This window comes from Nocardia sp. NPDC050435 (assembly GCF_040655395.1).
Classification (GTDB): Bacteria; Actinomycetota; Actinomycetes; order Mycobacteriales; family Mycobacteriaceae; genus Nocardia.
Genome location: NZ_JBFAJW010000006.1, coordinates 1 through 23,734, shown reverse-complemented (window position 1 = coordinate 23,734; position 23,734 = coordinate 1). Strand labels below are relative to the sequence as shown.

Below are 23,734 nucleotides of genomic sequence, written 5' to 3'. Positions count from 1 at the left end.
CTCCATGGCCGTGCGGTCTCGCAGCGATCATGGCCTGGTTGCGATGAAGACTTCGAGAGTGACCGGTTCGACGAGGAGGCCGTCAGGGGAGATAGCAGCCAGGGTGCGGGTGACCTCCTGTTCGAAAAGCGTACGGCTCGGCAAGAGTCGGCGGAGTGGGAGCGAAGTGGAGTACAAGTAGCCGATCACCTGCTCGATCGTCCACAGTCGCTGGAACTCGTATGATCGCCGCTCTACTTTTGCGAAGGCCGAGCGGCGCAGGATCTCGTCGTGGGGCGTGGCTTCGACAGGGACGGTCGGTCGGCCTCCTGGTAGATGACGATTCTGGATTTCTTCGATCGCGCGCTGCCACTCCGTGATCGGACACACGAGGCAGCTGTCGTTGGCGATCACCAAGCTGCCTCGGTCCTCGACCATTCCGTGGAGGACGGCGAGCACATTCTCGCGAATCATCCAGTGGAACGAGCGTCCCATCGTGACGACGTCGAATCGGCCGAGGGAGGCGGGCAGATCGGCCGAACTGGCTTGTGTCCAGCGCACATTCGTCACGCCGGTCGAGGTCGCGTAACGCATGGCCTCGACCAGCATCTCCGGTTCGGGATCTACTCCGACAACCTCGCCTGTTCGACGGGCCAACGGCACGCTCAACTGGCCGGTGCCGCAACCCAGGTCGAGCACTCGGCTGTGGCGGTCGAGGTGCAAGGTACGGACGGTATCGTCGATGAACTCAGGCGGGTAGCCCGGTCGATAACGTGCGTAATGCCATGCGGTACCAGTGAACATGCCGCTCATGCGATCCCTCCCCGAGCCGTGTGGATCCCAGTCTGCCGGCGGGGTTCACGCCGCTCCGATCAGGCGGTGTAGGGGCGGGTGGCTCGGGCTTCGTGGAGGGTGCGGGCCCACCAGTCGAGTTGGTCGAGCATGGTTTTGGCGGCGGCGGTGCAGGCGGTGGGGTCGGTGGGGGTGCCGTCGGCGCCGAATCGGGTCCAGGCGTGGTGGAAGCTGACGGTGTCGCGGATGGTGACGGCGTGCAGTTCGGCGAAGACGAGGCGGAGTTGCTCGACGGCGCGCAGGCCGCCGGAGAGGGCGCCGTAGCTGGCGAAGGCGACGGGTTTGGCGTGCCACTGCCGGTTGTGCCAGTCGATGGCATTCTTGAGCGCGGCGGGGAAGCTGTGGTTGTACTCGGGGGTGACGACGAGGAACGCGTCGGCGGCGGCCAGCCGGGGGCTCAGCGTCGCCAGGGCGCGCTGCGCCGCGGGCGGGGGCGTGCCGCCGAACTCGGGCATCGCCAGGGGGAGGTCGATCTCGGCCAGGTCGACGATGTCGACGGTCCAGCCGTGCTGAGCGGCCAGCCCTGCGATCCAGTGAGCGATGGTCGGGCCGAACCGGCCCTCCCGGACGCTGCCGATGATCACGGTGAGCCGCAGTGGTTCCTCGGACACGAATCCTCCAGTTCCTCGTGGGCGTTCGGTCGACGCCCCTCGGGAACCACTCTCATTGCTGAACTATGGTTCAGGTCAAGCGCGACTGCGCCGGGAGAGCCGGACGAGAATGTAGACGTTGGCGATCCCGGTCAGGATCTGTGGCGTCACCGCGAGCAGGGTGGCGGGCAGCGAGTACAGCGGTTTCCATTCGTAGCGGGAAGAATTGGGGCCGAGGGCACTGGCGACCGAGCCGAGGACGACGAGTACGCAGACGAGCGTGGCCGCCGTGCTGCCGACCCGCGCGAACCAGGCTCCGGTACGAAAGTTGTTCCGCACCAGCGCGACAGCGCCGATCAGCGAGGCGATGGTCAGCGGCGCGAGCGCCAGCTGCGTGGCGACTCCCACGAAGCTGCTGAGGATCAGCGTCTTGCCGGCTTTCGTCGCGGACCCGTCGGCGATCGGTTCGGCGAGCGATGTCGCCAGCAGCAACGCCAGCGGCAGCAACGCCACCAGCACCACCCTGATCGGATCTCCGAACCACCCCGTCGTCGGGGCCCCCACGTGCTCGCTCACTCCGCCAGAATCGCACAGAACCGGCCGATCAGCCCACGCCGAACCGCTGCAGCCCGGTGACGCGCAGCAGATCCAGCGCCGAGGCGGACGGGGTGCCGGGTGCCGCGGAATAGACGACGACGGTCTGGTCGGCCTCGGGCACCAGCAGGACATCGCAGTCGAGCTCGAGCGTGCCCAGCTCGGGGTGGGCGAGGGTGACCGAGCGGCTGCGCAGCTGCCCGGAGCGCCCGGCCCGCCACAGCTCGTCGAATCGTGCGCTGCCGGTGCGCAGTTCGGTGAGCAGCCGGGCCAGGCCGGGATCGTCCGGGTATTTCGCGTGCACGGTGCGCAGGCAGCCCACGCAGTCGGCGGCATCGGCGGTGTCGGTTTCGGGGGTGGTGACCAGCCGGTCGAGCCCGGAGCCGAGGAACCGCTGCCACAGCAGATTCCGTTCGGCGGGCGGGTACGCCGAGTAGTCGCCGAACAGGGCCGCCGCGAGCGGATTGCACGCCAGCACATCGGATTTGGCGGACAGCACCAGCGCGGGCAGGTCCGCCATGCGGTCCAGCAGGCGCAGGACACTGGGCCGGATCACCAGCGGAATGTGCCCGGCTTGCGGAGGTTCACCCCCGGCCAGCCGGAAGATCAGGTCCCGATCGGATTCGCTGACTCGCAGCGCCCGCGTCAGTGCCCGCAGGACCTGCTCGGAGGGCCTCGGTCCGCGTCCCTGCTCCAATCGGACGATGTAATCGACGCTGAGCCCGGCCAGATGGGCGACCTCCTCGCGCCGCAATCCGGGCACCTGCCTTCGGTGCCCGCCGGGCAGGCCGACGTCGGCGGGGGTGAGGCGCGAGCGCGCGGTGCGCAACACGATTGCCAGCTCAGCCTTGTCCACCCTGCCCATCGTGCCGCAGGATCTCGGGCCGGGGGTGGTACCGGCGCTCCCATGCCGCACCGGCCCTGGTGGCGCCGGCGGATCGGCGCGAGGGTCGACACCATGACGACATCGACGATCGCCCTGGTGACCGGGGCGAACAAAGGACTGGGACGCGAGACGGCCAGGCGCCTGGCCGCATCGGGGTGGCAGGTCTTCCTCGCCGCCCGCGACGCCGAGCGCGGAACCCGGGCGGCGGCCGAACTGGCCGCGGAAGGCGCGACGGTCCGCTTTCTCCCCCTGGACGTGACCGTGCGGGAATCCGTAGACGCGGCGGCCGAACTCGTCCGGGCCACGGCAGGCCGCCTCGACGTGCTGATCAACAATGCCGCCGTCGCGGGGACCGGCCGGCCTCCGGCCGAGACCCGGGACACGGAGTTGCGCACCGTATTCGAGACGAACGTCTTCGGCCCGGTCCGCGTCGTCACCGCGTTCCTGCCGCTGCTGCGGGCTTCGGACCATCCGCGCATCGTCATGGTGTCCAGCGGCATGGGCTCGATCGCGACGATTACCGACCCGAGGTGGCAGGATCTGGTGCGGCCGACACTGGATTATCCGGCGAGCAAGGCGGCCCTGAACATGCTCACCGCCCTGTACGCCCAGGCGTTCGGCGACCTGCGGGTCAACGCCGTCGACCCCGGCTACACCGCGACAGATCTCAACGGCCACACCGGATTCCAGACCGTGGAACAGGGCGCCGAGGCCATCGTCCGACTGGCCATGATCGGCCCGGACGGGCCCACCGGCGGCTTCTTCGATCGCGAAGGAACCGTCCCGTGGTGAGAGCCGCGGCTATCATCCTCGTGCTCGCCGGGTTGGGCCTGGCGCTGTTCACCTTTCTGCGGGAACCGAAGGATCATGCGATGAACCACCAGGATTCGAGCAACACCGTGCTGTCGGTCGGGCTGCATCCCAGCGCGGTCGACTACAGCCGTTACCCCGGTCTCGACGAGGCGATGCTGACCGCGCGCATCGAGGCGGGGGAGGCCGCACTGCGCGCCGCCGGCTTCGACCTGGTCTCCTGCCAGCTGCCCGCCGATCCCGAGGCGGCCGAGACGCGGCTGCGGGAATGCCTGTCGCAGGGGGTTTTCCGGGTCGCGATGATCGGCGCGGGGGTGCGCATGGCGCCCGAGCACACCCTGCTGTTCGAGCGGCTGGTGAACGCGCTCATCGAGGGCTCGCCCGGAATCCGGTTGTGTTTCAACACCTCACCGGAGACGACGATCGACGCCCTGCGCCGCTGGGTGCAGCCGGGCTGACGCTCAGTGCCGCCGGGTGACCGTCACACCGCCACCGGCCCGCCAGTGCTCGATGACCAGCATCTCCGCCGCCTGGTCGACCGAGGTGAACACCGCGTCGGTGAGGTCGAGCCGGAAGTCGTGCACCCCCGGCGGCGATCCGAAGGCCGCCTTCGCCGGCCCGGTGATCTCCACCGCGACCCCGCTGACCTTGGCGTCGCCGTCGCCGGGATGGGCGTGTATCGCGCACCGCCCGTCCCGGCGCAGATCCGCCGCCTTCCGGGCTTCCGGCATGGATCCGAACATCAGATCCGGTCCGATGAACTCGACCTCCGACCCGCTCACCCGCGGCGCGCCGTCGCGGCACAGGGTGGCGAGCACATGCGTCTCGTGCGCCTCGAACCGCGCCCGCACCCGTTTCGCCAGCTCCGGTGCCTCTGTCGCGAACTGCTCCCATGTCGCCATACCGGCCACCCTGCCACCACCCCGCGACACCTGCTGTCAGGTTTTCGTGCGACGGCCGGTCACCGGACGGTGACCGGGTTGAGGCAGCTGTCCGGGGGATCGACGAAGACGCAGAGGGCGGGCGCGCGCGTGGGTCGATAGTCGGCGGCGACGCCGCCCGCGCCGATCAGCTGGGTGTAGGCGCCGACGGCGTCGGTGGGGCGGCGGCCGAGGCCGGGATCGGTGCGGACGTCGACGGTGTAGAGGCCGAAACGGGGTGTGTAGCTGCCCCATTCGTAGTTGTCGGTGATGCTCCAGTAGTTGTAGCCCATGACGTTCATGCCCTGGGCGCGGGCACGCTGGATCCAGTAGACGGTGTCGCGCAGGTGGTCGCTGCGCGAGTAGCCGTCGCCGCGGGGGCGGCCGTTGTCGGTGGGCATGCCGTTCTCCACGATGTAGAGCGGCTTGTCGGGGAAGCGGCGGGCATAGTGCTGCAGCGCGTAGTAGATGCCCTCGGTGCGAATCGGGAGATCCCAGATGTTCTGGCCGGGCAGGTTCGGCGCCGCGGAGCCGAGGGCCCGGGTGATCGAACCGAGCAGCGACTGCGCCGGGTCGTAGCCGAAGTAGTAGTCGATACCGACGTAGTCGAGCCGGTGCCCGACGCGGTCGAGGAACCCGCCGTTGACCTGCGCCTCCGAGCCCGCGACATAGCCGACGTTGCTGGTCACCTGCGCGCCCGGCTGCCGGGCGTGGATGTAGTCGTAGATGGCGTTGTGCGCCTGGGCGATTCGGTCCAGCATCTCCCCGGCGTCGGCGGCGCCGCGGCGGACCTCGTGCGAGATATAGGCGGCGGGCTCGTTCACCGCGACCCACAGCGGCGCGCGGGCCGCGTAGCGATCGACGACCGCCCGCATGTTGGTCAGCCAGTCCTCGACCATGCCCGGCCCGCGCCAGCCGCCGCGATCCACCGCCCAGCCCGGATACACCCAGTGGTCGAGGGTGATCATCGGGCGCATGCCCGCGCGCACGATCTCGGCGATGACGGCGTCGTAGAACTGGAAGGCCTGCTCGTCCCAGACTCCTGGCGCGGGCTGCACGCGCGCCCACTCGATGCCGATCCGGAACACTTGGACGCCGAGGTCGGCGGCGGCGCGCACGTCCTCGGCGTAGCGGTCGTAGAAGTCGACCGAATCGCCGAGCGCGTCGTAGTCGGGGTGCGAGGGGATATAGCGTGTCCAATTGCTGTCGGGCGCATGACCTTCGGATTGGAATCCGGAGGAGGAGACACCCCACAGGAAGCCCGGATCCACCGGGGCGATGGCAGCGACCGCCCGGACGGGTGGGATCGCCTGAGACTGCGTGCACAACAACAGGGTCGACGCTGCGGCGGCGAGTAGAGCCAGGGCATGCCGACGAAATCGGAACCGCATCACCTGAGGATAAGCACGCCCGGACGGGGCTCGCACGTTTTGCGTGATAGCCCAGCTCGGGACCCGCCGGGTGGGCTATAGTGCGCAAATTCGCCAGTGACGCAGCCTTTTTCGGCGGTGTGTGCGACTAGGCCGGCAGGGTGGCTCCGGAATCGGGCACCCCGGCGTAATCGGGCAGCTCGACGCCGTTGATCGCGCGCCCGACCAGCTCGCCGAACCACTCGCTCTGGAAGTCCAGCACCGGCGCGTCGGCATCGCGGCTGCGCGCGTTCAACCGCGCGATCTCCTGATTGGCCTCGACGAACGGCCGCATCAGCCGCTCGTAGCCGGCGAACCCGGCCGCCGGATCCCATCCGGCGGCGGCCAGCTCACCGGCCAATACGTAGGCGCCGACCAGGGCCAGCCCGGTGCCCTGCCCGGACATCGGCGACGAACTGAACGCCGAGTCCCCGAGCAGCCCGACCCGTCCGCGCGCCCAGCTGTCCAGATGCACCTGGGCGACCTGATCGAGGTAGAAGTCTGGAGTGTCGTCCAGGTGCGCGAGGATGTCGGAGGTCAGCCAGCCGAAGCCCGCCATCCGCTCGCGCAGCAGGCGCTGTTGCGCGGGAATGTCGCGGTAGTCGATCTCGAGGCCGGCCGCGGGGAAGGAGAACATGGCCATCGCCCGGGTGGCGTCCTGGATCGGCCGCAGACCCGCCGAGCGCCCGCCCTCCTGGTACTCGAGCAACCACCGGTCGAGCCCGAATTCGTTGGGCACGCTGTAGAAAGCGAGCGCGTGCCCGAGGTGGCGGACGAAGCGCTCGTGCGGCCCGAAGACCAGCGCGCGCAGCGACGAATGCACCCCGTCCGCCCCGATGACCAGATCGAAACGCTGCCGCTCACCGCCGGCGAAGCGGACGTCGACCCCGTCCGCGTCCTGGGTCAGCTCGGCGATCCATTCGCCGAAGCGGTAGTCGACGCCGTCGCGGGTGTCCTCGTAGAGCACCCGGGACAGATCGCCGCGCAGGATCTCGATCTCCGCGATGAAGCCGTCGCCGCCGTCGTCGTCGGCGCGGTAGGTCTCCAGCACGGCGCCCGCGGCGTCCACGCTGTGCGCGCCGATGGTCTGGGTGCAGGCCGCGCGCACGGGCGCGTCCAGGCCCATCCGCCGGATCACCTCCTTGGTGATGCCGCGCGCGTCGACGGCCTGACCGCCGGGACGCAATTCGGGCGCTCGCTCCAGCACGGTCACCGCGGCCCCGCGCCGGTGCAGCCAGTGCGCCAGCGCGGGCCCCGCGATGCTGGCGCCCGCCACCAATATCCGCACGCCGCTCATCGTTTCGCCGACTTCCGCATCCAGTGCCTCCCTCAGTTCCCGCCGCCCCGGTTTCGGTGCGGCCGTCCAGAGGTGTGGACGCCGGAGCCGTCCGGAATTCATCGGTGCCGCGGCGATCGAATCACACCGTGGCGCCGACCTTGTCCGCGGCGGGCCGCGGCGCCGGTTCGACGAGGGTCCGCCGCGCCGGAATCAGCGCGGCGACCACCGCGCCCAGCGCCGCGACGCCCAGCCCGAAGAACCAGGCGACGCGGATACCGCCGTCGGAGGGGATGACGTGACCGCCGATCGTGGTGCTCAGCTGCGCCAGCACCGCGCCGACGATGGCCGCCGCGAACGACGTGCCGATCGAGCGCATCAGCGTGTTGAATCCGTTGGCGGCCGCGGTTTCCGAGAGCGGGACGCTGGACATGATCAGGGCGGGCATGGCGCCGTAGGCGAATCCGGTGCCCGAGCTGATGATCACCGCCACCGCCAGCAGTCCCCAGGTCGTGCCCATCAGCAGCTGGGCGGAGCCGTAGCCCACGGCGATGACGACGCAGCCGACCATCAGCGTGATCTTCGGGCCGCGCACGGCCGACAGCTTGGCGCCCAGCGGCGAGATGAGCATCATCATCAGCCCGCTCGGCGCCATCCACAGCCCCATCGCCATCATCGACTGCCCCAGCCCGTAACCGGTCGAGGTGGGCAATTGCAGCAGTTGCGGTGCGATCAGCGACTGCGCGTACATGGCCATGCCCACCACGATCGAGGTCACGTTGGTCAGCAGCACCTGGGGACGGGCCGTGGTGCGCAGATCGACCAGCGGATCCCGGGAGCGCAGCTCCCACCAGCCCCAGATCGCCAGTGCGAGAACGGCGATGGCGAACAGGCCGAGGATGCTCGGGCTGCTCCATCCCCAGCCGGATCCCTTGGACACCGCCAGCAGCAGGCTCACCAGCCCGATGCCCAGGCCCAGCGCCCCGGCGAAATCGAACCGGCCGCCCGCGTCGGCGGCCGGGGTGGCGGGCACCAGCAGGAAGATCAGCACGCCGACCGCGCTGACCAGAACGGCCGACCCCCAGAACAGCACCCGCCAGTCGCTGTATTCGACGACCGCGGCGGCGATGGGCAGCCCGAGCGCACCGCCGATGCCGAGCGAGGAACTGATCAGCGCGATCGCGCCGCCGAGCCGTTCCGGCGGCAGCAGATCGCGCAGGGCGCTGATGCCCAGGGGAATGATGCCGACCCCCATGCCCTGCAGGCCGCGGCCGAGGATCATCGGCGCGACCGAGGTCGCCAGCGCGCAGACCACCGAGCCGGCGGCCAGCGGCACGATCGAGGCGAGCAGGATGCTGCGCTTGCCGTACATGTCGCCGAGGCGGCCCGCGACCGGTGTGGTCACCGCGCCGATCAGCAGGGTGATCGTCACGACCCAGGTCGCGTTGGCGGGAGTGGTGTGCAGCAGTTGCGGGAACTGCCCGAGCAGCGGGATGACCAGCGTCTGCATGAGCGCGGCGACGATCCCGGCGGTGGCGAGAACCGCGAGCACGACGCCCGGTTTGCCGGTGGATGGCACAGGAACTCCTAGCGGGGAAGCAGTGTTATGCATGATGCATGCGATGTGCACAGTACACTCAATATGCATTGTGCATAAACTTCGGCATCTAAGGTAGGTCCGGCGGCGGCGGAAGGGTGAGATGGACAAGGCACTGGACTCGATCGAATTCGAGATGATGCTGCTGGGCCGATACAGCCTCAGCGAGCGCCGCGGCGCCGCGCATCGGCTCGAACGCAGCGCGTACACGCTGCTCAGCCGCTTGTCGGCGGAGGGCCCGATGACGATCGCGCAGCTCAGCGAAGCCCTCAACCTGAACCAGTCCACGCTCAACCGGCAGACGACGACGATGCTGAAGGCCGAGGTGCTCGAACGCATCCCGGACCCGGACGGCGGGATCGCCCGCAAATTCCGGATCACCGATCAGGGCCGGCGGGCGCTGGAACGCGACCGGGCCGAGTCCGTCGGCGCGCTGGGGACGATCCTCGCGGACTGGCCCGAGGCCGATGTCGCCGCCTTCGCCGCGAATCTGCGCCGCTTCAACGCCGCCGTCGAAGCCTATGTCGGAAGGCCGTGGCCGCGCACCGATCGCTGACCGATTCGCCGACTGGACGAGAACGGGGTACTTCGCCCTAGGGTGGTCAGGCACGAGGGCTCGCCCTCGCGCTGTGTTCAGTACCAAATCGTGTCAGGAGTACCAGCTTTGGACAGCTCGCCACTACTCAACTCCGCCCCGCCCTGGGCGGTAGGCCCGTCCAGCGCGGTACAGGGGCCACGGTTCCCGATGTACTCCGAAGAGTTCGCCGCCGATCCGCACGGCGCCTACCGCGAATTGCGCCGCACCCACGGGGCTTTGGCGCCGGTCGAATTGGCGCCGGGCGTGCCCGCGACCCTCGTGCTCAGCTATCGCGAGGCGGTGCGCATCCTGAACGACCCGGACCACTTCCCGGCCGACCCGCGGGCCTGGCAGGACTCGATTCCCGACGACAGCCCCGTCAAGCCGATGATGATGTGGTACCCGAATGTCCTGCGCAACAGCGGTAACACGCACCTGCGTTATCGCCAGGCCAATGTCGGCGCGATCGAGGGCGTCGACCTGCACAACCTGCACGCCATCGTCGAACGCGACGCCATTTCGCTGATCAACACCTTCTGCGAGAGCGGTCAGGTGGATCTGGTCTCGCAGTACGCCTTTCCGCTGGTCTTCGCCGGCCTGAACCAAATGCTGGGCTGCCCAGCCGATATCGGGCAGCGGGTGGCCACCGGCATGGCCATGCTCTTCGACTCGGTCGACGACAACGCCGTGCACGGCATGACCATGCTCAGCGCGGCGCTGATGGACCTGCTCGAACTCAAGCGGCGCCAACCCGGCGACGACATGGTGACCCGGCTGCTGCAGCACGACGCCCGCCTCGACGACACCGAACTGCTCTACAACATCATCAGCATCTACGGCGCGGGCATCGAACCGCAGCAGAACCTGATCACCAACACCCTGCTGCTGATCCTGACCGACGATCGCTTCGGCGGCGACGTGCTCGGCGGAAGTCTGTCCACCCGTGACGCTTTGGACGAGGTGCTGTTCAACGACCCGCCGATGGCGAATTTCGCCATCTCCTACCCGCGCCAGCCGATCGCCGTCGGCGACGTGTGGCTGCCGGCCAACCAGCCGGTCATGATCAGCTTCGCGGCCTGCAACAACGATCCGGCGATCAGCGGCGGCGAACGCATCGGCAACCGCTCGCACCTGGCGTGGAGCATCGGGCCGCACGCCTGCCCGGCCAAGCCGGTGGCCTCGGTGGTGGCCCAGGAGGCCGTCGACCAACTGCTCGATGCCCTGCCTGAGTTGCGCTTGGCGGTTCCAGCGGCTGAACTATCTTGGCGCCCTGGGCCTTTCCATCGCGCGCTGGCCGCGTTGCCCGTGGCCTTCCCGCCGAGCCCGCCTCTGAATGTGCTGTAGGAGAATTATTGTGAGTCCGCAACCTCTTGCGCTGGACCTGACCGGCATCGACATTCAAGGCGAGAACGAGCGCATTCGAGCGCGCGGTCCGGTGACCCTAGTCGACCTGATGGGCGTGCCCGCCTGGTCGGTGACCGACGCCGGCCTGCTCAAGCAGCTGCTGGCCGATCCCCGGGTGTCCAAAGACGCGGCCCAGCACTGGGGTTCGTTCATCAACGGCGAGATCACGCCGGAGTGGCCGCTGTTTCCCTGGGTGGCCGTGGACAGCATGTTCACCGCCTACGGCGCCGAGCACCGCCGACTACGAAAGCTGGTGTCGCCCGCCTTCACCCACCGCCGCACCGCCGCGCTGCGCCCGCGCATCGAGGAGCTGGTCACGACGCTGCTCGACGAGATCGCGAAGACGCCGGACGGTGAAAGCGTCGACCTGCGCGAGGCTTTCGCCTACCCGGTGCCGATCCAGGTGATCTGCGAACTGATGGGCGTGCCCGAGGAGCGGGAGCCGGCCCTGCGCACCTGCGTCGCCCGCTTCTTCGACACCGAGATCACCCCGGAGGCCGCGCACGCCAACTACCTCGAAATGTTCGGCCTGGTCGGCGAACTCGTCGCCCTGCGCCGGGAGCACCCCGGTGACGACATGACCAGCGTGCTGATCTCCACCCGCGACGAGGACGGTGAGCGGCTCACCGAGAAGGAGATGGTCGACACCCTGATGCTGGTCATCAACGCCGGGCACGAGACCACCGTCAACCTGCTCGACCAGGCGATCTACAACCTGCTCACCCACCCCGAGCAGCTCGACGCCGTTCGTTCGGGCCGTGCCACCTGGGACGACGTCATCGAGGAGGCGCTGCGCTACGAGTCGCCGGTGGCGCACCTGCCGCTGCGTTACGCCGTGGAGGATCTCGAGATCGGCGGCGTCCACATCGCCAAGGGCGAGGCCATCCTCGCCTCCTACGCCGCGGCCGGGCGCGACCCGGAGCTGCACGGCGCGACCGCGGCCACCTTCGACGTCACGCGAACGAAGAAGGACCACTTGGCTTTCGGCCACGGCGCCCACCACTGCATCGGTGCGCCGCTGGCCCGGCTGGAGGCGAAGATCGCGCTGCCCGCACTGTTCGAGCGGTTCCCCGACCTTCGTTTCGCCGTGGATCCGGCGCAGGTGGCGCCGGTCATCGGCTTCATCTCCAACGGGCACCAGGAACTCCGGGTGCTCGTCGGCCCGTAGCGGCTACCTGCCGAGGCCCAGCGAGGCGGAGAAGGTGGACAGGTTGCACGGAATGTTGCCCGGATAGTTGACGCACGGCCGCGGTTCGTCGACCGCGGCCGGCGCTTCCGTCGCCGGGGTGAGCGGCAGACCGGTCGCCGCGGCGGGCGCGGCCACGGCCAGCGGTGCGAGCACGAGTCCGAGTGTGGTGAGCCAGAGCTTCGGATTCCGCATCGGGTTCCCTTCGGTGGTGGTCTGCCGAGCCACGGTAGGCGATCGCGGCCTGGGGTGGCAGCCATCGATTGTGGGGCTACGCGGGGTGGCCCGGCCGGGCAGCGCCCGGCCGGGCCACGAGCAGCGCCGCCGTGAGCAGCAGCGCGAGCAGAACCACGGACAGGAACACCTGCGGGTGCAGCCCGAGGACGGCCGGGTTGTCGAACTCCGGGTCCTCGATCGCGGCGCCCGGGAACAGCAGGGCCGAAAGCAGGCCCAGCCACGGTGTGGTGAGGATCGCGCAGGCCGTCCACACCGCGTCGCGGGCGCCGCCGCGCCACCGGAGAACGGCGAGGGCGAGCAGGCCGAGCAGGATCGACATGACGATGTACTGGGCGTCGTGGAACTTCGCGTGCGGCGCCCAGGCGTCGTTGTGCATGTGCTGCGCCGCCGTCGCGGGGACGACGAAATCGGCCAGCAGCGCGCCGGCGGCGGTCACCACCGCCACCAGGGCGGTGAGCAGGCGTGCGACGGCGGATCGGTTCTTGATCATGAATCCCCTTGCCGAGATGCGGATTTCGTGGCGTGACAGCGCAGGAAGTCGTCGACGACCGCGTACGCGTAGTCCAGCTCGAAGGTGCGGTTGGCAACGAGCCGCCGGAAGAACAGGGGGCCGTGCAGCTTATCGACGGCCAGGTCGAGATCCACGCCGGTGAGTTCGCGCCGGGTGACGGCCGCTTCGAGGACGGCCCGCAGCGTCGCGGTGCCCGATCGGTACAGCGCCTCCTTGACCTGCGCGAATTTCGGATCCACGGCGGAGCGTTCGATCATGACGCGCATGCCCCGCTCGGTGAGCGGCTCGTGCAGCATCGCGTGCGTCGCGGCGAGCGCGGCGCGCAGATCGGCGCGCAGTTCACCGGTGAGCGGCGGCCGCGCGAGCTCGATGTGCAGGGTGAGGGTGGCGCGCACCAGATCCGGCGGATCGGGCCACAGCCGGTACAGGGTGGCCCGGCTGATCCCGCTGCGCGCGGCGACGGCCCCGTGGGTGAGCCCGGCCAGGCCCTGTTCGATCAGCAGTTCCCGGGCCGCGGCGAGCGCGTTGTCGCGGCTGCGCAGGGTGCGGGGGTCGGGAGGACGCACCACATCTCCTTTGTGAGACAGTCTGTTTCAGAACTCTGAAACAGACTGTATCGAAGATGTGTGGACGGCGAAAGGGTCAATCCCGCCGGGGTTCGTGGACTCCGGGCGCGAGGCCGTGCTGGTAGAGATCGGCGATGTCGGCGGCGTACTTCTCGGCGATGATCCGTCGCTTGAGCTTCATCGTGAGGGTGATCTCGTCGCCGCCGGCCTCCCAGAACACGGGCAGGATCCGGAAGCGCTTGATCTGCTCGACGCGGGCGAGCCGCTCGTTGCCCGCGGCCACGCCCGCCGAAATCGCCCGGATGACACCGGGATCGACGGCGAGGGCCGCCGCCCCGGCATCGGGCAGCCCGTGCCGGCGCGCGTAGGGCTCCGCGGTCTCGGCGTCGAGCACGATCAACGCGGTGTTGTACGCCCGGCCGTCGCCGAGGGCGGCCATCGCGCCGATGAGCGGTGTGCTCGCCTTCACCGTGTTCTCGATATTGGCCGGGGACATGTTCTTTCCGGCGGCGTTGATGAGCAATTCCTTCTTGCGGTCCACCACCTTCAGGAAGCCCTCGGCGTCGATCTCCACGATGTCGCCGGTGTGCAGCCAGCCCTCGGCGTCGATCGCCTCCCGGGTCTGCTCGGGCAGGCCCCGATAGCCCTTCATCACCAGCGGCCCGCGCACCTGTAGCTCGCCGTCGGGCGAACGGCGGGATTCCATGCCGGGCAGCAACTTTCCGACGGTGCCGAGCCGGGCGTCCCGGGGATGGCTGACGCTGCACACGCACGACAGCTCCGACATGCCCCAGATCTCGGAGATCGGCAGGCCGAGCCCGGCGAAGAAGGCCAGGGTCTGCGGCGGAATCGGCGCCGCCCCGGACAGGGCCCAGCGCAGCCGGTCGAACCCCAGCGCGGCGCGCAGCCCGCGCAGCACCAGCTCGTCGGCGCGGGCCCACTCGGCCGCGAGCGCGGCGGGCACCGGCTCGCCCGCCAGCAGGTGCGAGCTGCGGTCGGCGGCCACCGACAACGCCCACTCCAGCGCCTTGCGCCGGGACTCGTCCGGCTCGGCGGAGACCTTGAATTCGATGGCTGCCTTCAGCTTTTCCCACACCCGGGGCACCGCGCCCCACACGGTCGGACGCAGGTCGACCAGCGCCGCCGCGATCTGCGCCGGATCCGGCACACAGGTGACCTGGGTGCCGAGCACCTCCTGGACGTAGAGGGCGGTGAGCCGGTCGGCGATGTGCGCGGTCGGCATGAACGAGGTGATGGTGTCGCCGAATTCGAAGCCCAGGACGCCGTCGAGGCCGTACACCTGGAACAGCAGGTTGGCGTGCGTCGTCTCCACGCCCTTGGGATTGCCGGTGGTGCCCGAGGTGTAGATCAGGGTCGCCACGTCGTCCGGGCGCACCGCGCGCCACGTCGCCTCGAAGTCGAAATCGGCTGTGCCGTAAGCGATCAGCTGGTCCACCGACAGGGTTTCCGCCGGAGCCTCGTCGACGCAGACGATGTGCTCCAGCGCGATCCCGCTCGCGCGCAGGCGCGGCAGGAACTGGGGTTCGCAGATCACGACGCGCGCTTGGGCATTGCCGAGCACGTAGGCCAGCTGTTCGGGTGGCAGCGTGTTGTACACCGAGAACGACGTCGCGCCCAGGTGCTGGGCGCCGACCTCGAGCGGGTAGAAGTCGACGCGGTTGGTCATCATCAGCGCGACGGTGTCGCCACGCCGGACGCCGAGCCCGGCCAGCCCGGCGGCGACGGCACGCACCTGATCGCCGTACTCCCGCCAGGTGAGGGTGCGCGCGTTGCCCGGCGTGCGTAGCGCGATCGCGTCGGGATCGATCGCGGCGGTGTGCTGGAACGCCGCGGGCAAGGTGTCGAAACGGGGTGTGCTCATGCTCTGGTCTTTCTGGATCGATCTGCGGCGGTGCGGGTTTCGATGGCGCGCACCAGCTCGTGCACCGAGGAACTCGCCGCCAGGCGGCTGTCCAGGACGAGATTCACCACGCCCCGGAGCAGGGCGTAGGGCTCCCAGCCGGCCGGGGCGATGGTGCGCGGGGCACGGCGGGCGATGCCGTCGGCGATGGTGCGGGCGGCGTCGGCCGCGGTGATCCGCACGCTCAGCGGCCAGGGGAGCATGCCGTCCAGCCGCCGGCCCAGGTCGTCGGCGTCGAGCATGTCGTGGGTCATGGCGGTCTCGACGATGCCGAAGTACGCGACCCCGGCGCTGGCCCCCGAGGCGGCCAGTTCGACACGCAGCGCGCGGCCGAACTGCTCGACCGCGGCCTTGCTGACCATGTACGGCGAGCCGCCCATGCCCGGGGCGAACGCGGCGCACGAGGAGACGACCACCACGTGGCCGCCGCTCGCGACGATCTGGTCGAGCGCCGGGTGCACGGTATTGAACACCCCGGTGAGATTGACGGCGAGGACCCGGTCGAAGTCCGCCGGATCCATGGTGCGAATCGTCGCGGGGACCGGCGTCACCCCGGCGTTGGCGACCACGACATCGAGCCGGCCGAAGTGCCGGACCGCCTCCGTCACCGCCATGTCCATCTGCTCGCGATCGGTGACGTCGGCGCCGATCGGATAGGCGGGGGAGCCGAGCACGGACGCCGTGGTCCGAGCCGCGATCGCGTCGACGTCGGTGACGACCACCCGCGCGCCCCGGGCGTGCAGCAGGGTCGCCAGCTCCAGGCCGATGCCCTGTCCTGCCCCGGTGATCAGGACGACCTTTCCCGCGACGTCGTAGGTTCGTCCCGGGAGCCAGGCCCGCGGATCGAAGGGGAACGAACTCATCAGGCCACCTCGTAGGATTCGGCGTCGAACCGCTGGGTGCGCCTGCGGTATTCGAAGCTCCAGCTCGGATACAGGCCCGCGTTGCCACCCTCGGGCGTGGTGTAGTAGCTCTCGCAGCCGCCGGTCAGCCAGACGGTGCCGGCGCTGCGCCGCCGCATCTCCTCGATGAACGCCTCCTGCGTGCGCGTCCGTACCTCGACCCGGCGCGCGCCGCGGTCGCGCAGCGTCGTGAGCGCGTCGACGATGTAGGCGATCTGCGACTCGATCATGAAGATGGCGGACTGGTTTCCCGCCGCGCCGAACGGACCGAGGGTGCAGAAGAAGTTGGGGAAGCCGGCGATGGCCGTGCCCAGGTAGGTCTGCGGGCGGTGGTGATAGAGGTCGGCGATGGAGAGGCCGTCCCGGCCTACGATGCGCTCGAAGGCGGTGGGTATGGCGGTGAATCCGGTGCCGAAGATGAGGGTGTCGACCGGGATCTCGGCTCCGGCGCGCGTCACGATCGAGCGCGGCCGGACCTCGGCGATGCCCTCGGTCACCACCTCGACGTTCGGGCGATCCAGCGCGGGCAGGTACGCGTCGGAGAAGATCGCCCGCTTGCAGCCGATCATGTAGTCCGGCGTGACCCGCTCGCGCAGGGCCGCGTCGCGGATCTGGCGGCGCAGCTGGAAGCGGCCGAGCAGTTCGAACGGATGCCGGAATCGATTGTCCACGAAGCCGACCAGGCCGAAGCTCTCGATCAGCGTGTACCAGGTGCCGCGAAGCGCCTTCTGCGCCATCGGGATCCGCCCGAGCAGCAGCCGTTCCAGCGGCGAGGTGCGCCGGTCCAGGCGCGGCACGATCCAGGGCGCCGAACGCTGGAACACGGTCAGCGCGGCGACCTCGGGCTGGATCTCGGGCACGATCTGCACCACGGTGGCGCCGGTGCCGATGACCGCCACGCGGGCGCCGGTGAGGTCGTGGTCGTGATCCCAGTGCAAGGAATGAAAAGCCTTGCCCTCGAAGGTGTCCAGACCGGGTAGGTCGGGATACTTGGCCTCGGCGAAGATTCCGGCCGCGGACAGGAAGAAGTCGGCGGTGAGCGTTCCCCGCGAGGTCTGGACGCGCCAGACCGACTCCTCGTCCACCCAGCGGGCGTCGAGCAGTTCGGTGTTCAGCCGGATATGGCGCACCACATCGTGTTTCGTGGCCACCGCGCGGAGATAGTCGAGGATCTCGCCCTGGCGGCCGTAGGTGCGCGACCAGTTCGGGTTCGGCGCGAACGAGTAGCTGTAGAGGTGCGAGGGGACATCGCAGGCCGCGCCCGGGTAGGTGTTGGCCTGCCAGGTGCCGCCCAGATCGGCGGCGCGTTCGAGCACAACCACGTCGTCGAAGCCCGCCGCGCGGAGCTGGACGGCGAGACCGATCCCGCCGAAACCCGCGCCGAGAACGACGATCTGGTGGTGTTCGGCGGGCTCCGGGCCGGTCATCGGCCGCTCCCCGGGACGGCGCGGCGGATACCGCGGGCGATGGAGCGGGTGAGCAGACGATTGACCGGGCTCGCCGCGGCCAGCAGCGGACGCAGCAGCGCGTTGCCCTCGAGGGCGAAGGTCCAGATCAGGCGGGTGCCCTGCGCGCTCGGCTGCAACGCGATGTCCTCGGCGAAGCGCCGCAGACCCGGGATCGAGGCGGCGTCGACGGTGAAGCTCAGGTGCGCGGCGTGCTCCCAGCGGTAGAAGCGTTCGGCCAGCCGGACCGCGCCGCCCAACGTGACCACGCGGGTCGCGCCGACGCCGAACGGGCGCGGCGAGGTCCACTCCATGGCGGTGACGACCGGCGACCAGGACACGAGCGCGTCGTCGGCGGTCAGGACCTCCCACACCCGGTCGGGCGGTTGCGCGAGGTCGACGAAGTGGGTGTAGCGGCGATCGGCGCGGGCCAGGAAAGCGTCGTCGGAGGGGGCCAGCGCGAAGCGAGTTGTCATGGGGCCGAAGCCTTTCGCGGTCAGAGATCGAGGACCAGGGGTCCGTCGGCGGAGCGGGAGACACAGGGCAGCATGTGGCCGGCGCGCTCGTCGGCGGTGAGCAGGCGGTCGCGATGATCGACCGCGCCGGAGCGGACGCCGACCTTGCAGGTGCCGCAGAACCCCTGCCGGCAGGAGTAGACGACACCGGGGTGCGCCCGCCGGAGCGCGTCCAGCGCGGTCTCGCGGCTGCCGACCCGAACGGTCAGCCCGGAGCGCGCCAGCCGCAGATCGAACTCCCGCCCGTCGGTGACGGGTAGCGCGGAGAAGCGTTCGGTGTGCAGGGAAGCGGTCGGATTGATCCGGAACAGGTGGCGCTGGGCCGCCTCCAGCACCGGCGGCGGGCCGCAAACATACACGGCCGCACCGGGTTCCGCCTTGGCCAGCAGAGCGGGGATATCGGGCACGCCGTATTCGTCGTCCGGGCGGATCTCGGCGTCGAGCGGCAGTTCCCTCAGGAACGGCATGCTCGAGCGGGAGCGCCCGAGATACACCAGCCGCCCGCGCTCCCCGGCCTCCCACGCCATGGGCAGGATTGGAGTGATGCCGATGCCCGCGGCGAGGAACAGGTACGACGGGGCGTTGCCGATATAGGTGAACGCGTTGCGCGGCCCACGGATTCGCACCGTGTCGCCGGTGCGCAGAGCGTGCATCTCCCGGGAGCCGCCGTCGCCGTCGTCGAGGCGGCGCACGGCGATTCGATACCGCCGCCGATCGCGGGGGTCGCCACACAGCGAGTACTGCCGCTGCCGGCCCGAGGGCAGGAACACGTCCAGGTGCGAACCCGGACGCCAAGACGGCAGTGTGCGCAGGTCGCGGGCGCGCAGCGTGAGCGAGACGACGTCCGCGGCCTCGGTGCGCACCGTCTCGACCACGGCGTCGAGGTCGAATCCGTGGAACCGCACCGGTTTCGGGCGGGCCAGCGCCGGTGTGGTGAACACCCGCTTGTAGAGGTCCATCGCCACGCCCAGCGCGCGCAGGCTCGGGGTCGGGCCGGCCTGGACGCCGGTCATGCCCGGGCCGCCGGCGAATGCGCGAGGTAGCGCAGGGCGTTGTCCATCGAACCCAGTTGCGAGGGATGGAAACTCGGGCGCAGATAGCGCGGCATCTCGGTGAAGAACGTGGTGAAGCTGGGGATCACGCCGCGCACGGTCGCGCTCACGAACTGCGCACCCCAGAACCGGCCCTTGTGCGGGCTGGGATCCTTGCGATACAGGTAGGCCGTCGAGACCACGAAGAGCGGCAAAAGCAGTGCGGTGGCGAGTATTCCGGTGCGTGCGCGGCGCGCGTAGCCGCCGTCGAGATGCATGTAGGCGTCGAAGACCACGCTGCGGTGCTCGACCTCCTCCGCGCCGTGCCAGCGGACCAGATCCAGCATGGTCGGGTGCATGCCGGCGGCCTCCAGCGCCTCGGCCTCGAGCAGCCACTCGCCGATCACCGCGGTGAAGTGCTCCATGCCCGCGAACAGGCCCAGGCGCTCCTTGAGCCACTGCTGCCTGGCCCGCCCGTCCAGGCCGTGGTCGCCCAGGACCCGGTCCACCAGCCAGGCGACCTTCTGCACGTAGGACTCGACGTCGAGGCCGATGGACTGCAGGTGCTCGCGCGCGCCCTCGTGGCTGCTGGCGTGCATCGACTCCTGGCCGATGAAGCCGGTCACCTCCTCGCGCAGGCGCTCGTCCTCGATGAAGGGCAGCGCCTCGGCCAGGCAGGCGGCCATCGCGCGTTCACCCTCGGGCAGGACCAGGTGCATCACGTTCGTGACGTGGGTGGCGACCACCTCGTCCGGGATGTAGTGCATCGGGACCGTGGCGAAGTCGAAGTGGACGTCGCGGGCGTGGATTGCGTGGGCCTCGTCCTGATAGGAGCGCGTCGTTGCACTGTGATCAGCCATACAGCGAACCGTACAGCGCCACATTTTGTATGGCAATGTTGCAGCCACAAATTGGCTGTTTTTGTTGCAAATCGGCCGATCGGTGCTAGCGTCGTGCCATGCCCTCCCCAGCCGCGACCTCGGAAGACGCTGCGAAATCCGGGTTCGTCGAGGAACGCATCCTCGACGCGGCCCTGGTGCAGTTCGGGCAGGTGGGCGTGAAGAAGACGACCATCGAGGACATCGCCCGGCGGGCCGGGGTCGACCGCGTGACCGTCTACCGGCGGATCGGTTCCCGCGACGACGTGGTGAGCGCGGTCACCGGCCGGGAGGTGCGCAACCTGCTCGCCGAACTCGCCGAGCTCCCCGCCCGCCACGACACCCTCGAAGACCTCGTCGCCGGCATCTTCGTCACCGTCGTCACCCGCTGGCGCACCCATCCACTGGTCGAGCGCATGCTCGCGCTCGAACCGGACCGCCTGCTGCCCCAGCTCACCACCGGCGGTGCGGGCGTCTTCCTGCTCGCCGTCGCCGCGACCACCGAACTGCTTCGCAGCGCCCTGCGCGCGAAAGCTCTCCCCGAACCGCCGAACCTCGACATCCGTGTCGAAATCGCCTGCCGGATAGTGCATTCGGTCATTCTGCAGCCCGTCGGCACCATTGATCTCGACAACGACCTGGCCGCCTTCGCCCGCACGCACCTCGCACCACTGCTCACGGCACGCTGAAGTGCTCCCTGGCACTACCGATGAAGTCGGCGGCGTCCGGGCCGTGGGCGAAGCGCGCGGTGTCCAGGGCGCCGATCGCCGCGGCCAGCGGGTCCGGATTGCTCGCCCGGTGCACGGTCGCCCAGGCCCAGTGCTGGTCGCGGTCACCGATGGCCGACCGGCGCACGCGTCGTTCGACCTCGGGTGTCAAGGCTCGGGCCGCGATGCTCGCGATCACCTCGGGGTCGGTGTGCAGGCCCGCGTGCTCGACCGTGCGGCTCGCCGTCCACCACGCCAGCTCGCGCAGCCGCTCGGGCGGTAGGTCGGCCAGGGCGTCGGTGTCGGGACCCAGTGGGCCGTTCCCCGGGTAGGTGCGCGATCCATCGGGCTGCCGTGGCTCCGGGTGCAGCTCCTCCAGCAGCGGCAAGATCGCGAACCCGATGCCGGCGGTCGCCAAGCGTGCGAGGTCGTCCTCGGTGAAGGCGCAGCCGGTGAACCGGCCTACGGCGACAACCCCTTTCGCGATTCCGTCGCGGTAGTCGGCGAGATCCATGTCCCGCAGGAACGGTTCGAGCACGGGATTCGTCGGGGCTGCATCGAGTTCGGACGTGGCGAGGACTTCGCCGTTCTCGGCGAAGGACAATTGCGTCCGGCCGTTGACGTTCCAGAACATCGATGCCGCGCGGGTGCCGCGGGCGAGTGCCCGCAACTCCGGGCGTCGGGTAGCCTGATAGCCGTTGTACTCGACGGCCAGCACCCGCCCGCGACGCGTGCCACCGCGACCCAGGGATCGGTGGTGTAGTCCGACGTCGGTTGCCCGAGGGTGTCCATTCGCCCGGGTGCGGTCGGATCCGCGCCCAAGGCTTCGAGCACGGTGTCCGGATCGGCCCCGGCGACGAGGGTGATCGTCGCGGCGTCCCCGAGCGTCGACTTCGCTATCCAGCGATACGCGTCCTCGGGCTTCGCGACCGCCGGGGGTTCGGGCTCGCCGCGCAGGCGATAGCCGAGCCGATCGGTTCGCCGGTGCACCACCGGTTCCGTGTTCTCCGACCTCCAGACTGTCAGCTGGTAGTGCTCGCTGCGGGGATCGTCGCGGTTGACAGCGTGCACGCGGACTCGGTAGGTGCCCGGCCACGGCGGTGTCTGCTCGACCAGCCGGTAGCTGGGGCGCAATCCCGGGTTCGCCGGGGCGCCCACGATGGAGGCGAGACCGCGGTGCGCGGTCCACGCGACTTCCACCACCTCGTCCCAGCTCGTCGTATCGACCTCCGTGGGCGGCTCTTCGAGGATGTCGATCCGCAGACTCACGATGCCGTCCGCGGTGCCGGTTCGTACCGCGATCCCGCCCGGGACGAGGGTGACCAGACCGTTCTCCCCGAAATCGGCCGTTTCGGGGAACTCCGCTTCGGTCAGCGCGAACCGATGATCCTGTGCCGCAACGGCTCCCCTCGAAGCGCGCGGGTACAGATAGCCCTCACGGATCCGGGCGACCCGCGCGTGTTCGTACCCCTGAGGCAGGGGAGCGGCGCGGAGCAGCCCGTCAGCGGCGAGCAGAGCGCTCCCGAGCACGGCCGCCGTCTCGTGCCCTCGGTCCAGGGCGCGCAGCACGGTGGCGGCCACCGCCACACACAGCGCGAAGTACGCCCTACCGTGTGCGGCAGGGATTTCCGTCTCGTCGCCGTCGGTCACGGTGACCCGCAGCAGCGGCACGATCGCAGGGTGCTCGCTCACTCGGGTCGCCAGGTCGCTGATCAGCGCGGAGGTTCCCGGCCGGAGCGCTTCGAGCTTGTCGAGCGCCGTCTTCGGCTCGCAGGCGCCCATGAGCGTCACGTTCATGACACCCGTGTCGGTCTTTTGTGGCAATAGCTCTGAAAGTGGCTCCAGCAGTGGGGCATTCACTTCGGTCAGCCACAGCTCCAGAGCGCCGAGTAACCGCTCGGGCAGCAGGTGCCCGAGGCGATCCCACTCCGACCGAGTCTCGAAGTCGGGCTCGGCGTCCTTTGCGCGCGTGCCACCCAGCTGCGCTGCGGGCGTCACCGGAATCCGGATCGCCGCGGCCCGCATGGTCTCGATGAGCGCGGGCGCTATCGCGTCGACGACCGCGTCCGGGATCACCGCCCGCACCGGCTCGATCTGTCGATTCGGTATCGCGACCATGTGCCGAATGATCTGCGGAGTGTCACCCATGCGTCGTGTCAGCCTTTCCTGCCTGGCGCTTTGGCAAGCCCCTTCATCGCGAGGCCGCCCGGTTTCGCGACTGGGCGAGCGGCACTGTTATCTGCTGGTGTCGCGACGGTCGATACCGAATTCCCCTTCACGCCAGAGGTTTCCGCAGCAGCCCTGGTATTCGCGCTCCCGCGCGGCGGCTTGGCCTTGCCCTTCATGCCCAGGCCCTTGACCGGAGCGGCCGGAGTCTCAGCCGCCGGTGCTTCGGTAGCCGGGGTTTCGGCGGCGGGAGCCGAGTCGTCCTTGGCGCCCGGGGCTTTCGCCGCACCCTTCATGGCCAAACCCTTGCCAGGGGCCTTGGCCGGGCCCTTCATGGCCAGACCCTTGACCGGGGCAGCGGGCTTCTCCTCCGCGGCCGGTTCAGCCGGAGCCGCGGCTTTCGCGCCGGGAGCCTTGGCGGGGCCCTTCATGGCCAGACCCTTGGCCGCGGGCTTGTCCTCGGCCGCCGGTTCGGTGGTCCCGGCACCGGGGGCCTTGGCGGCGCCCTTCATACCCAGCCCGCCACCGGGAGCCTTACCGCCCTTCATCGCCAACCCGCCACCAGGGGCCTTGCCGCCCTTCATGGCCAACCCGCCACCAGCGGGCTTGGCCGCCGACGCAGGAGCCTCCGCCGCAGCGGCAACCGGTTCCGGCTCCGGTTCGGGTTCGGGTTCGGGGGCTTGTTTGGGTTCCTGGATTACGACCAGGTTCGCACCCAACTCATCAGCCTCGACTCGGGTGATCGCGTCCAGCATCAACTGGGCCACATCCACCA

At 69.7% G+C, this 23,734-nt stretch carries 25 protein-coding genes and 1 pseudogene; 6 read left to right on the top strand and 20 right to left on the bottom strand.

What is annotated here, in order from left to right:
- Window positions 1–27 precede the first annotated feature (27 nt).
- The 4 genes from AB0I43_RS19390 to AB0I43_RS19375 form a co-directional block, all read right to left on the bottom strand.
- Window positions 28–792, bottom strand: a complete 765-nt coding sequence (locus AB0I43_RS19390; RefSeq protein ID WP_356978014.1) for a class I SAM-dependent methyltransferase — start codon at window positions 790–792, stop codon at window positions 28–30.
- A 59-nt stretch (window positions 793–851) separates the two neighbouring features.
- Entirely contained in the window at window positions 852–1,442 is a 591-nt protein-coding gene (locus AB0I43_RS19385; RefSeq protein WP_356978013.1) for an NAD(P)H-dependent oxidoreductase, read from the bottom strand.
- Between the two features lie 75 nt (window positions 1,443–1,517).
- Window positions 1,518–1,997 (bottom strand): hypothetical protein, encoded by a 480-nt coding sequence (locus tag AB0I43_RS19380; protein WP_357432493.1) that lies wholly within the window; start codon window positions 1,995–1,997, stop codon window positions 1,518–1,520.
- 28 nt (window positions 1,998–2,025) lie between these two features.
- Window positions 2,026–2,871: a helix-turn-helix transcriptional regulator gene (locus tag AB0I43_RS19375; RefSeq protein ID WP_357432492.1), complete on the bottom strand. Its 846-nt coding sequence runs from the start codon at window positions 2,869–2,871 to the stop codon at window positions 2,026–2,028.
- Between the two features lie 102 nt (window positions 2,872–2,973).
- Between AB0I43_RS19375 and AB0I43_RS19370 the strand changes: the two genes are divergently transcribed.
- Window positions 2,974–3,693 carry an SDR family oxidoreductase gene (locus AB0I43_RS19370; protein ID WP_356978008.1) on the top strand — a complete coding sequence of 240 codons (720 nt, stop codon included), beginning with the start codon at window positions 2,974–2,976 and terminating at the stop codon, window positions 3,691–3,693.
- Window positions 3,690–4,169, top strand: a complete 480-nt coding sequence (locus AB0I43_RS19365; RefSeq protein WP_357432491.1) for a hypothetical protein — start codon at window positions 3,690–3,692, stop codon at window positions 4,167–4,169. Before AB0I43_RS19370 ends, AB0I43_RS19365 begins: the two co-directional genes overlap by 4 nt.
- 3 nt (window positions 4,170–4,172) lie before the next feature.
- Here AB0I43_RS19365 and AB0I43_RS19360 read toward each other — a convergent pair whose 3' ends face one another.
- The 4 genes from AB0I43_RS19360 to AB0I43_RS19345 all read right to left on the bottom strand — a co-directional run bounded on the left by AB0I43_RS19360 (window position 4,173) and on the right by AB0I43_RS19345 (window position 8,928).
- Window positions 4,173–4,613: a pyridoxamine 5'-phosphate oxidase family protein gene (locus AB0I43_RS19360; RefSeq protein ID WP_356978004.1), complete on the bottom strand. Its 441-nt coding sequence runs from the start codon at window positions 4,611–4,613 to the stop codon at window positions 4,173–4,175.
- 59 nt (window positions 4,614–4,672) lie between these two features.
- The gene (locus tag AB0I43_RS19355) at window positions 4,673–6,022 is read right to left on the bottom strand and encodes a family 1 glycosylhydrolase (RefSeq protein WP_357432490.1); all 1,350 of its coding nucleotides are present in this window, start codon (window positions 6,020–6,022) and stop codon (window positions 4,673–4,675) included.
- A gap of 127 nt (window positions 6,023–6,149) precedes the next feature.
- Complete coding sequence (locus AB0I43_RS19350) at window positions 6,150–7,337, bottom strand: FAD-dependent monooxygenase (RefSeq protein WP_357432489.1); 1,188 nt, start codon at window positions 7,335–7,337, stop codon at window positions 6,150–6,152.
- Between the two features lie 121 nt (window positions 7,338–7,458).
- Entirely contained in the window at window positions 7,459–8,928 is a 1,470-nt protein-coding gene (locus AB0I43_RS19345) for an MFS transporter (protein ID WP_357432488.1), read from the bottom strand.
- A gap of 88 nt (window positions 8,929–9,016) precedes the next feature.
- Between AB0I43_RS19345 and AB0I43_RS19340 the strand changes: the two genes are divergently transcribed.
- From AB0I43_RS19340 to AB0I43_RS19330, 3 genes are all read left to right on the top strand, one after another.
- Window positions 9,017–9,469 carry a MarR family transcriptional regulator gene (locus AB0I43_RS19340; protein ID WP_356977995.1) on the top strand — a complete coding sequence of 151 codons (453 nt, stop codon included), beginning with the start codon at window positions 9,017–9,019 and terminating at the stop codon, window positions 9,467–9,469.
- A 189-nt stretch (window positions 9,470–9,658) separates the two neighbouring features.
- On the top strand, window positions 9,659–10,834 hold the full coding sequence (locus AB0I43_RS19335; protein ID WP_356977993.1) for a cytochrome P450: 1,176 nt from the start codon (window positions 9,659–9,661) through the stop codon (window positions 10,832–10,834).
- A 10-nt stretch (window positions 10,835–10,844) separates the two neighbouring features.
- Window positions 10,845–12,062 carry a cytochrome P450 gene (locus AB0I43_RS19330; protein ID WP_356977991.1) on the top strand — a complete coding sequence of 406 codons (1,218 nt, stop codon included), beginning with the start codon at window positions 10,845–10,847 and terminating at the stop codon, window positions 12,060–12,062.
- A 3-nt stretch (window positions 12,063–12,065) separates the two neighbouring features.
- On the opposite strand, the gene AB0I43_RS19325 is transcribed toward AB0I43_RS19330, so the two are convergent.
- The 9 genes from AB0I43_RS19325 to AB0I43_RS19285 form a co-directional block, all read right to left on the bottom strand.
- Entirely contained in the window at window positions 12,066–12,275 is a 210-nt protein-coding gene (locus AB0I43_RS19325; RefSeq protein WP_356977989.1) for a hypothetical protein, read from the bottom strand.
- A 76-nt stretch (window positions 12,276–12,351) separates the two neighbouring features.
- Window positions 12,352–12,807, bottom strand: coding sequence for a DUF6640 family protein (locus AB0I43_RS19320; RefSeq protein WP_357432487.1), 456 nt, complete (start codon window positions 12,805–12,807; stop codon window positions 12,352–12,354).
- Window positions 12,804–13,394, bottom strand: a complete 591-nt coding sequence (locus tag AB0I43_RS19315; RefSeq protein WP_357432486.1) for a TetR/AcrR family transcriptional regulator — start codon at window positions 13,392–13,394, stop codon at window positions 12,804–12,806. The genes AB0I43_RS19320 and AB0I43_RS19315 overlap by 4 nt, the downstream gene beginning before the upstream one ends.
- 76 nt (window positions 13,395–13,470) lie before the next feature.
- Window positions 13,471–15,276 carry a fatty acid--CoA ligase FadD11 gene (gene fadD11 / locus AB0I43_RS19310; RefSeq protein WP_357432485.1) on the bottom strand — a complete coding sequence of 602 codons (1,806 nt, stop codon included), beginning with the start codon at window positions 15,274–15,276 and terminating at the stop codon, window positions 13,471–13,473.
- Window positions 15,273–16,178 (bottom strand): short-chain dehydrogenase/reductase, encoded by a 906-nt coding sequence (locus tag AB0I43_RS19305; RefSeq protein ID WP_357432484.1) that lies wholly within the window; start codon window positions 16,176–16,178, stop codon window positions 15,273–15,275. The genes fadD11 and AB0I43_RS19305 overlap by 4 nt, the downstream gene beginning before the upstream one ends.
- Window positions 16,178–17,644 (bottom strand): NAD(P)/FAD-dependent oxidoreductase, encoded by a 1,467-nt coding sequence (locus AB0I43_RS19300; RefSeq protein ID WP_357432483.1) that lies wholly within the window; start codon window positions 17,642–17,644, stop codon window positions 16,178–16,180. Before AB0I43_RS19300 ends, AB0I43_RS19305 begins: the two co-directional genes overlap by 1 nt.
- Window positions 17,641–18,138 carry an SRPBCC family protein gene (locus AB0I43_RS19295; RefSeq protein WP_357432482.1) on the bottom strand — a complete coding sequence of 166 codons (498 nt, stop codon included), beginning with the start codon at window positions 18,136–18,138 and terminating at the stop codon, window positions 17,641–17,643. Before AB0I43_RS19295 ends, AB0I43_RS19300 begins: the two co-directional genes overlap by 4 nt.
- Window positions 18,139–18,158: 20 nt before the next feature.
- Window positions 18,159–19,136 (bottom strand): PDR/VanB family oxidoreductase, encoded by a 978-nt coding sequence (locus AB0I43_RS19290; protein WP_357432588.1) that lies wholly within the window; start codon window positions 19,134–19,136, stop codon window positions 18,159–18,161.
- A 50-nt stretch (window positions 19,137–19,186) separates the two neighbouring features.
- Entirely contained in the window at window positions 19,187–20,068 is an 882-nt protein-coding gene (locus tag AB0I43_RS19285) for a metal-dependent hydrolase (RefSeq protein ID WP_356977978.1), read from the bottom strand.
- Between the two features lie 98 nt (window positions 20,069–20,166).
- Here AB0I43_RS19285 and AB0I43_RS19280 point away from each other — a divergent pair, with 98 nt between their 5' ends.
- Window positions 20,167–20,775, top strand: a complete 609-nt coding sequence (locus AB0I43_RS19280) for a helix-turn-helix domain-containing protein (RefSeq protein ID WP_357432481.1) — start codon at window positions 20,167–20,169, stop codon at window positions 20,773–20,775.
- Here AB0I43_RS19280 and AB0I43_RS19275 read toward each other — a convergent pair.
- The 3 genes and pseudogenes from AB0I43_RS19275 to AB0I43_RS19265 form a co-directional block, all read right to left on the bottom strand.
- The gene (locus AB0I43_RS19275; RefSeq protein WP_357432480.1) at window positions 20,762–21,331 is read right to left on the bottom strand and encodes a hypothetical protein; all 570 of its coding nucleotides are present in this window, start codon (window positions 21,329–21,331) and stop codon (window positions 20,762–20,764) included. The genes AB0I43_RS19280 and AB0I43_RS19275 overlap by 14 nt on opposite strands.
- Complete coding sequence (locus AB0I43_RS19270; RefSeq protein ID WP_357432479.1) at window positions 21,256–22,911, bottom strand: hypothetical protein; 1,656 nt, start codon at window positions 22,909–22,911, stop codon at window positions 21,256–21,258. Before AB0I43_RS19270 ends, AB0I43_RS19275 begins: the two co-directional genes overlap by 76 nt.
- A gap of 38 nt (window positions 22,912–22,949) precedes the next feature.
- Window positions 22,950–23,734 (bottom strand): annotated as a pseudogene (locus tag AB0I43_RS19265) (Fe-S oxidoreductase); the annotation flags it as partial.

What these genes read in the sequence shown, in the direction of transcription:
- AB0I43_RS19290 (WP_357432588.1), bottom strand. Translation starts at nt 19,136, where the DNA reads ATGGACCTCTACAAGCGGGTGTTCACCACACCGGCGCTGGCCCGCCCG.
- AB0I43_RS19340 (WP_356977995.1), top strand. Translation starts at nt 9,017, where the DNA reads ATGGACAAGGCACTGGACTCGATCGAATTCGAGATGATGCTGCTGGGC.
- AB0I43_RS19270 (WP_357432479.1), bottom strand. Translation starts at nt 22,911, where the DNA reads ATGGTCGCGATACCGAATCGACAGATCGAGCCGGTGCGGGCGGTGATC.
- AB0I43_RS19280 (WP_357432481.1), top strand. Translation starts at nt 20,167, where the DNA reads ATGCCCTCCCCAGCCGCGACCTCGGAAGACGCTGCGAAATCCGGGTTC.
- AB0I43_RS19335 (WP_356977993.1), top strand. Translation starts at nt 9,659, where the DNA reads ATGTACTCCGAAGAGTTCGCCGCCGATCCGCACGGCGCCTACCGCGAA.
- AB0I43_RS19360 (WP_356978004.1), bottom strand. Translation starts at nt 4,613, where the DNA reads ATGGCGACATGGGAGCAGTTCGCGACAGAGGCACCGGAGCTGGCGAAA.
- AB0I43_RS19350 (WP_357432489.1), bottom strand. Translation starts at nt 7,337, where the DNA reads ATGAGCGGCGTGCGGATATTGGTGGCGGGCGCCAGCATCGCGGGGCCC.
- AB0I43_RS19305 (WP_357432484.1), bottom strand. Translation starts at nt 16,178, where the DNA reads ATGAGTTCGTTCCCCTTCGATCCGCGGGCCTGGCTCCCGGGACGAACC.
- AB0I43_RS19295 (WP_357432482.1), bottom strand. Translation starts at nt 18,138, where the DNA reads ATGACAACTCGCTTCGCGCTGGCCCCCTCCGACGACGCTTTCCTGGCC.
- AB0I43_RS19325 (WP_356977989.1), bottom strand. Translation starts at nt 12,275, where the DNA reads ATGCGGAATCCGAAGCTCTGGCTCACCACACTCGGACTCGTGCTCGCA.
- fadD11 (WP_357432485.1), bottom strand. Translation starts at nt 15,276, where the DNA reads ATGAGCACACCCCGTTTCGACACCTTGCCCGCGGCGTTCCAGCACACC.
- AB0I43_RS19320 (WP_357432487.1), bottom strand. Translation starts at nt 12,807, where the DNA reads ATGATCAAGAACCGATCCGCCGTCGCACGCCTGCTCACCGCCCTGGTG.
- AB0I43_RS19285 (WP_356977978.1), bottom strand. Translation starts at nt 20,068, where the DNA reads ATGGCTGATCACAGTGCAACGACGCGCTCCTATCAGGACGAGGCCCAC.
- AB0I43_RS19370 (WP_356978008.1), top strand. Translation starts at nt 2,974, where the DNA reads ATGACGACATCGACGATCGCCCTGGTGACCGGGGCGAACAAAGGACTG.
- AB0I43_RS19300 (WP_357432483.1), bottom strand. Translation starts at nt 17,644, where the DNA reads ATGACCGGCCCGGAGCCCGCCGAACACCACCAGATCGTCGTTCTCGGC.
- AB0I43_RS19355 (WP_357432490.1), bottom strand. Translation starts at nt 6,022, where the DNA reads ATGCGGTTCCGATTTCGTCGGCATGCCCTGGCTCTACTCGCCGCCGCA.
- AB0I43_RS19345 (WP_357432488.1), bottom strand. Translation starts at nt 8,928, where the DNA reads ATGCATAACACTGCTTCCCCGCTAGGAGTTCCTGTGCCATCCACCGGC.
- AB0I43_RS19390 (WP_356978014.1), bottom strand. Translation starts at nt 792, where the DNA reads ATGAGCGGCATGTTCACTGGTACCGCATGGCATTACGCACGTTATCGA.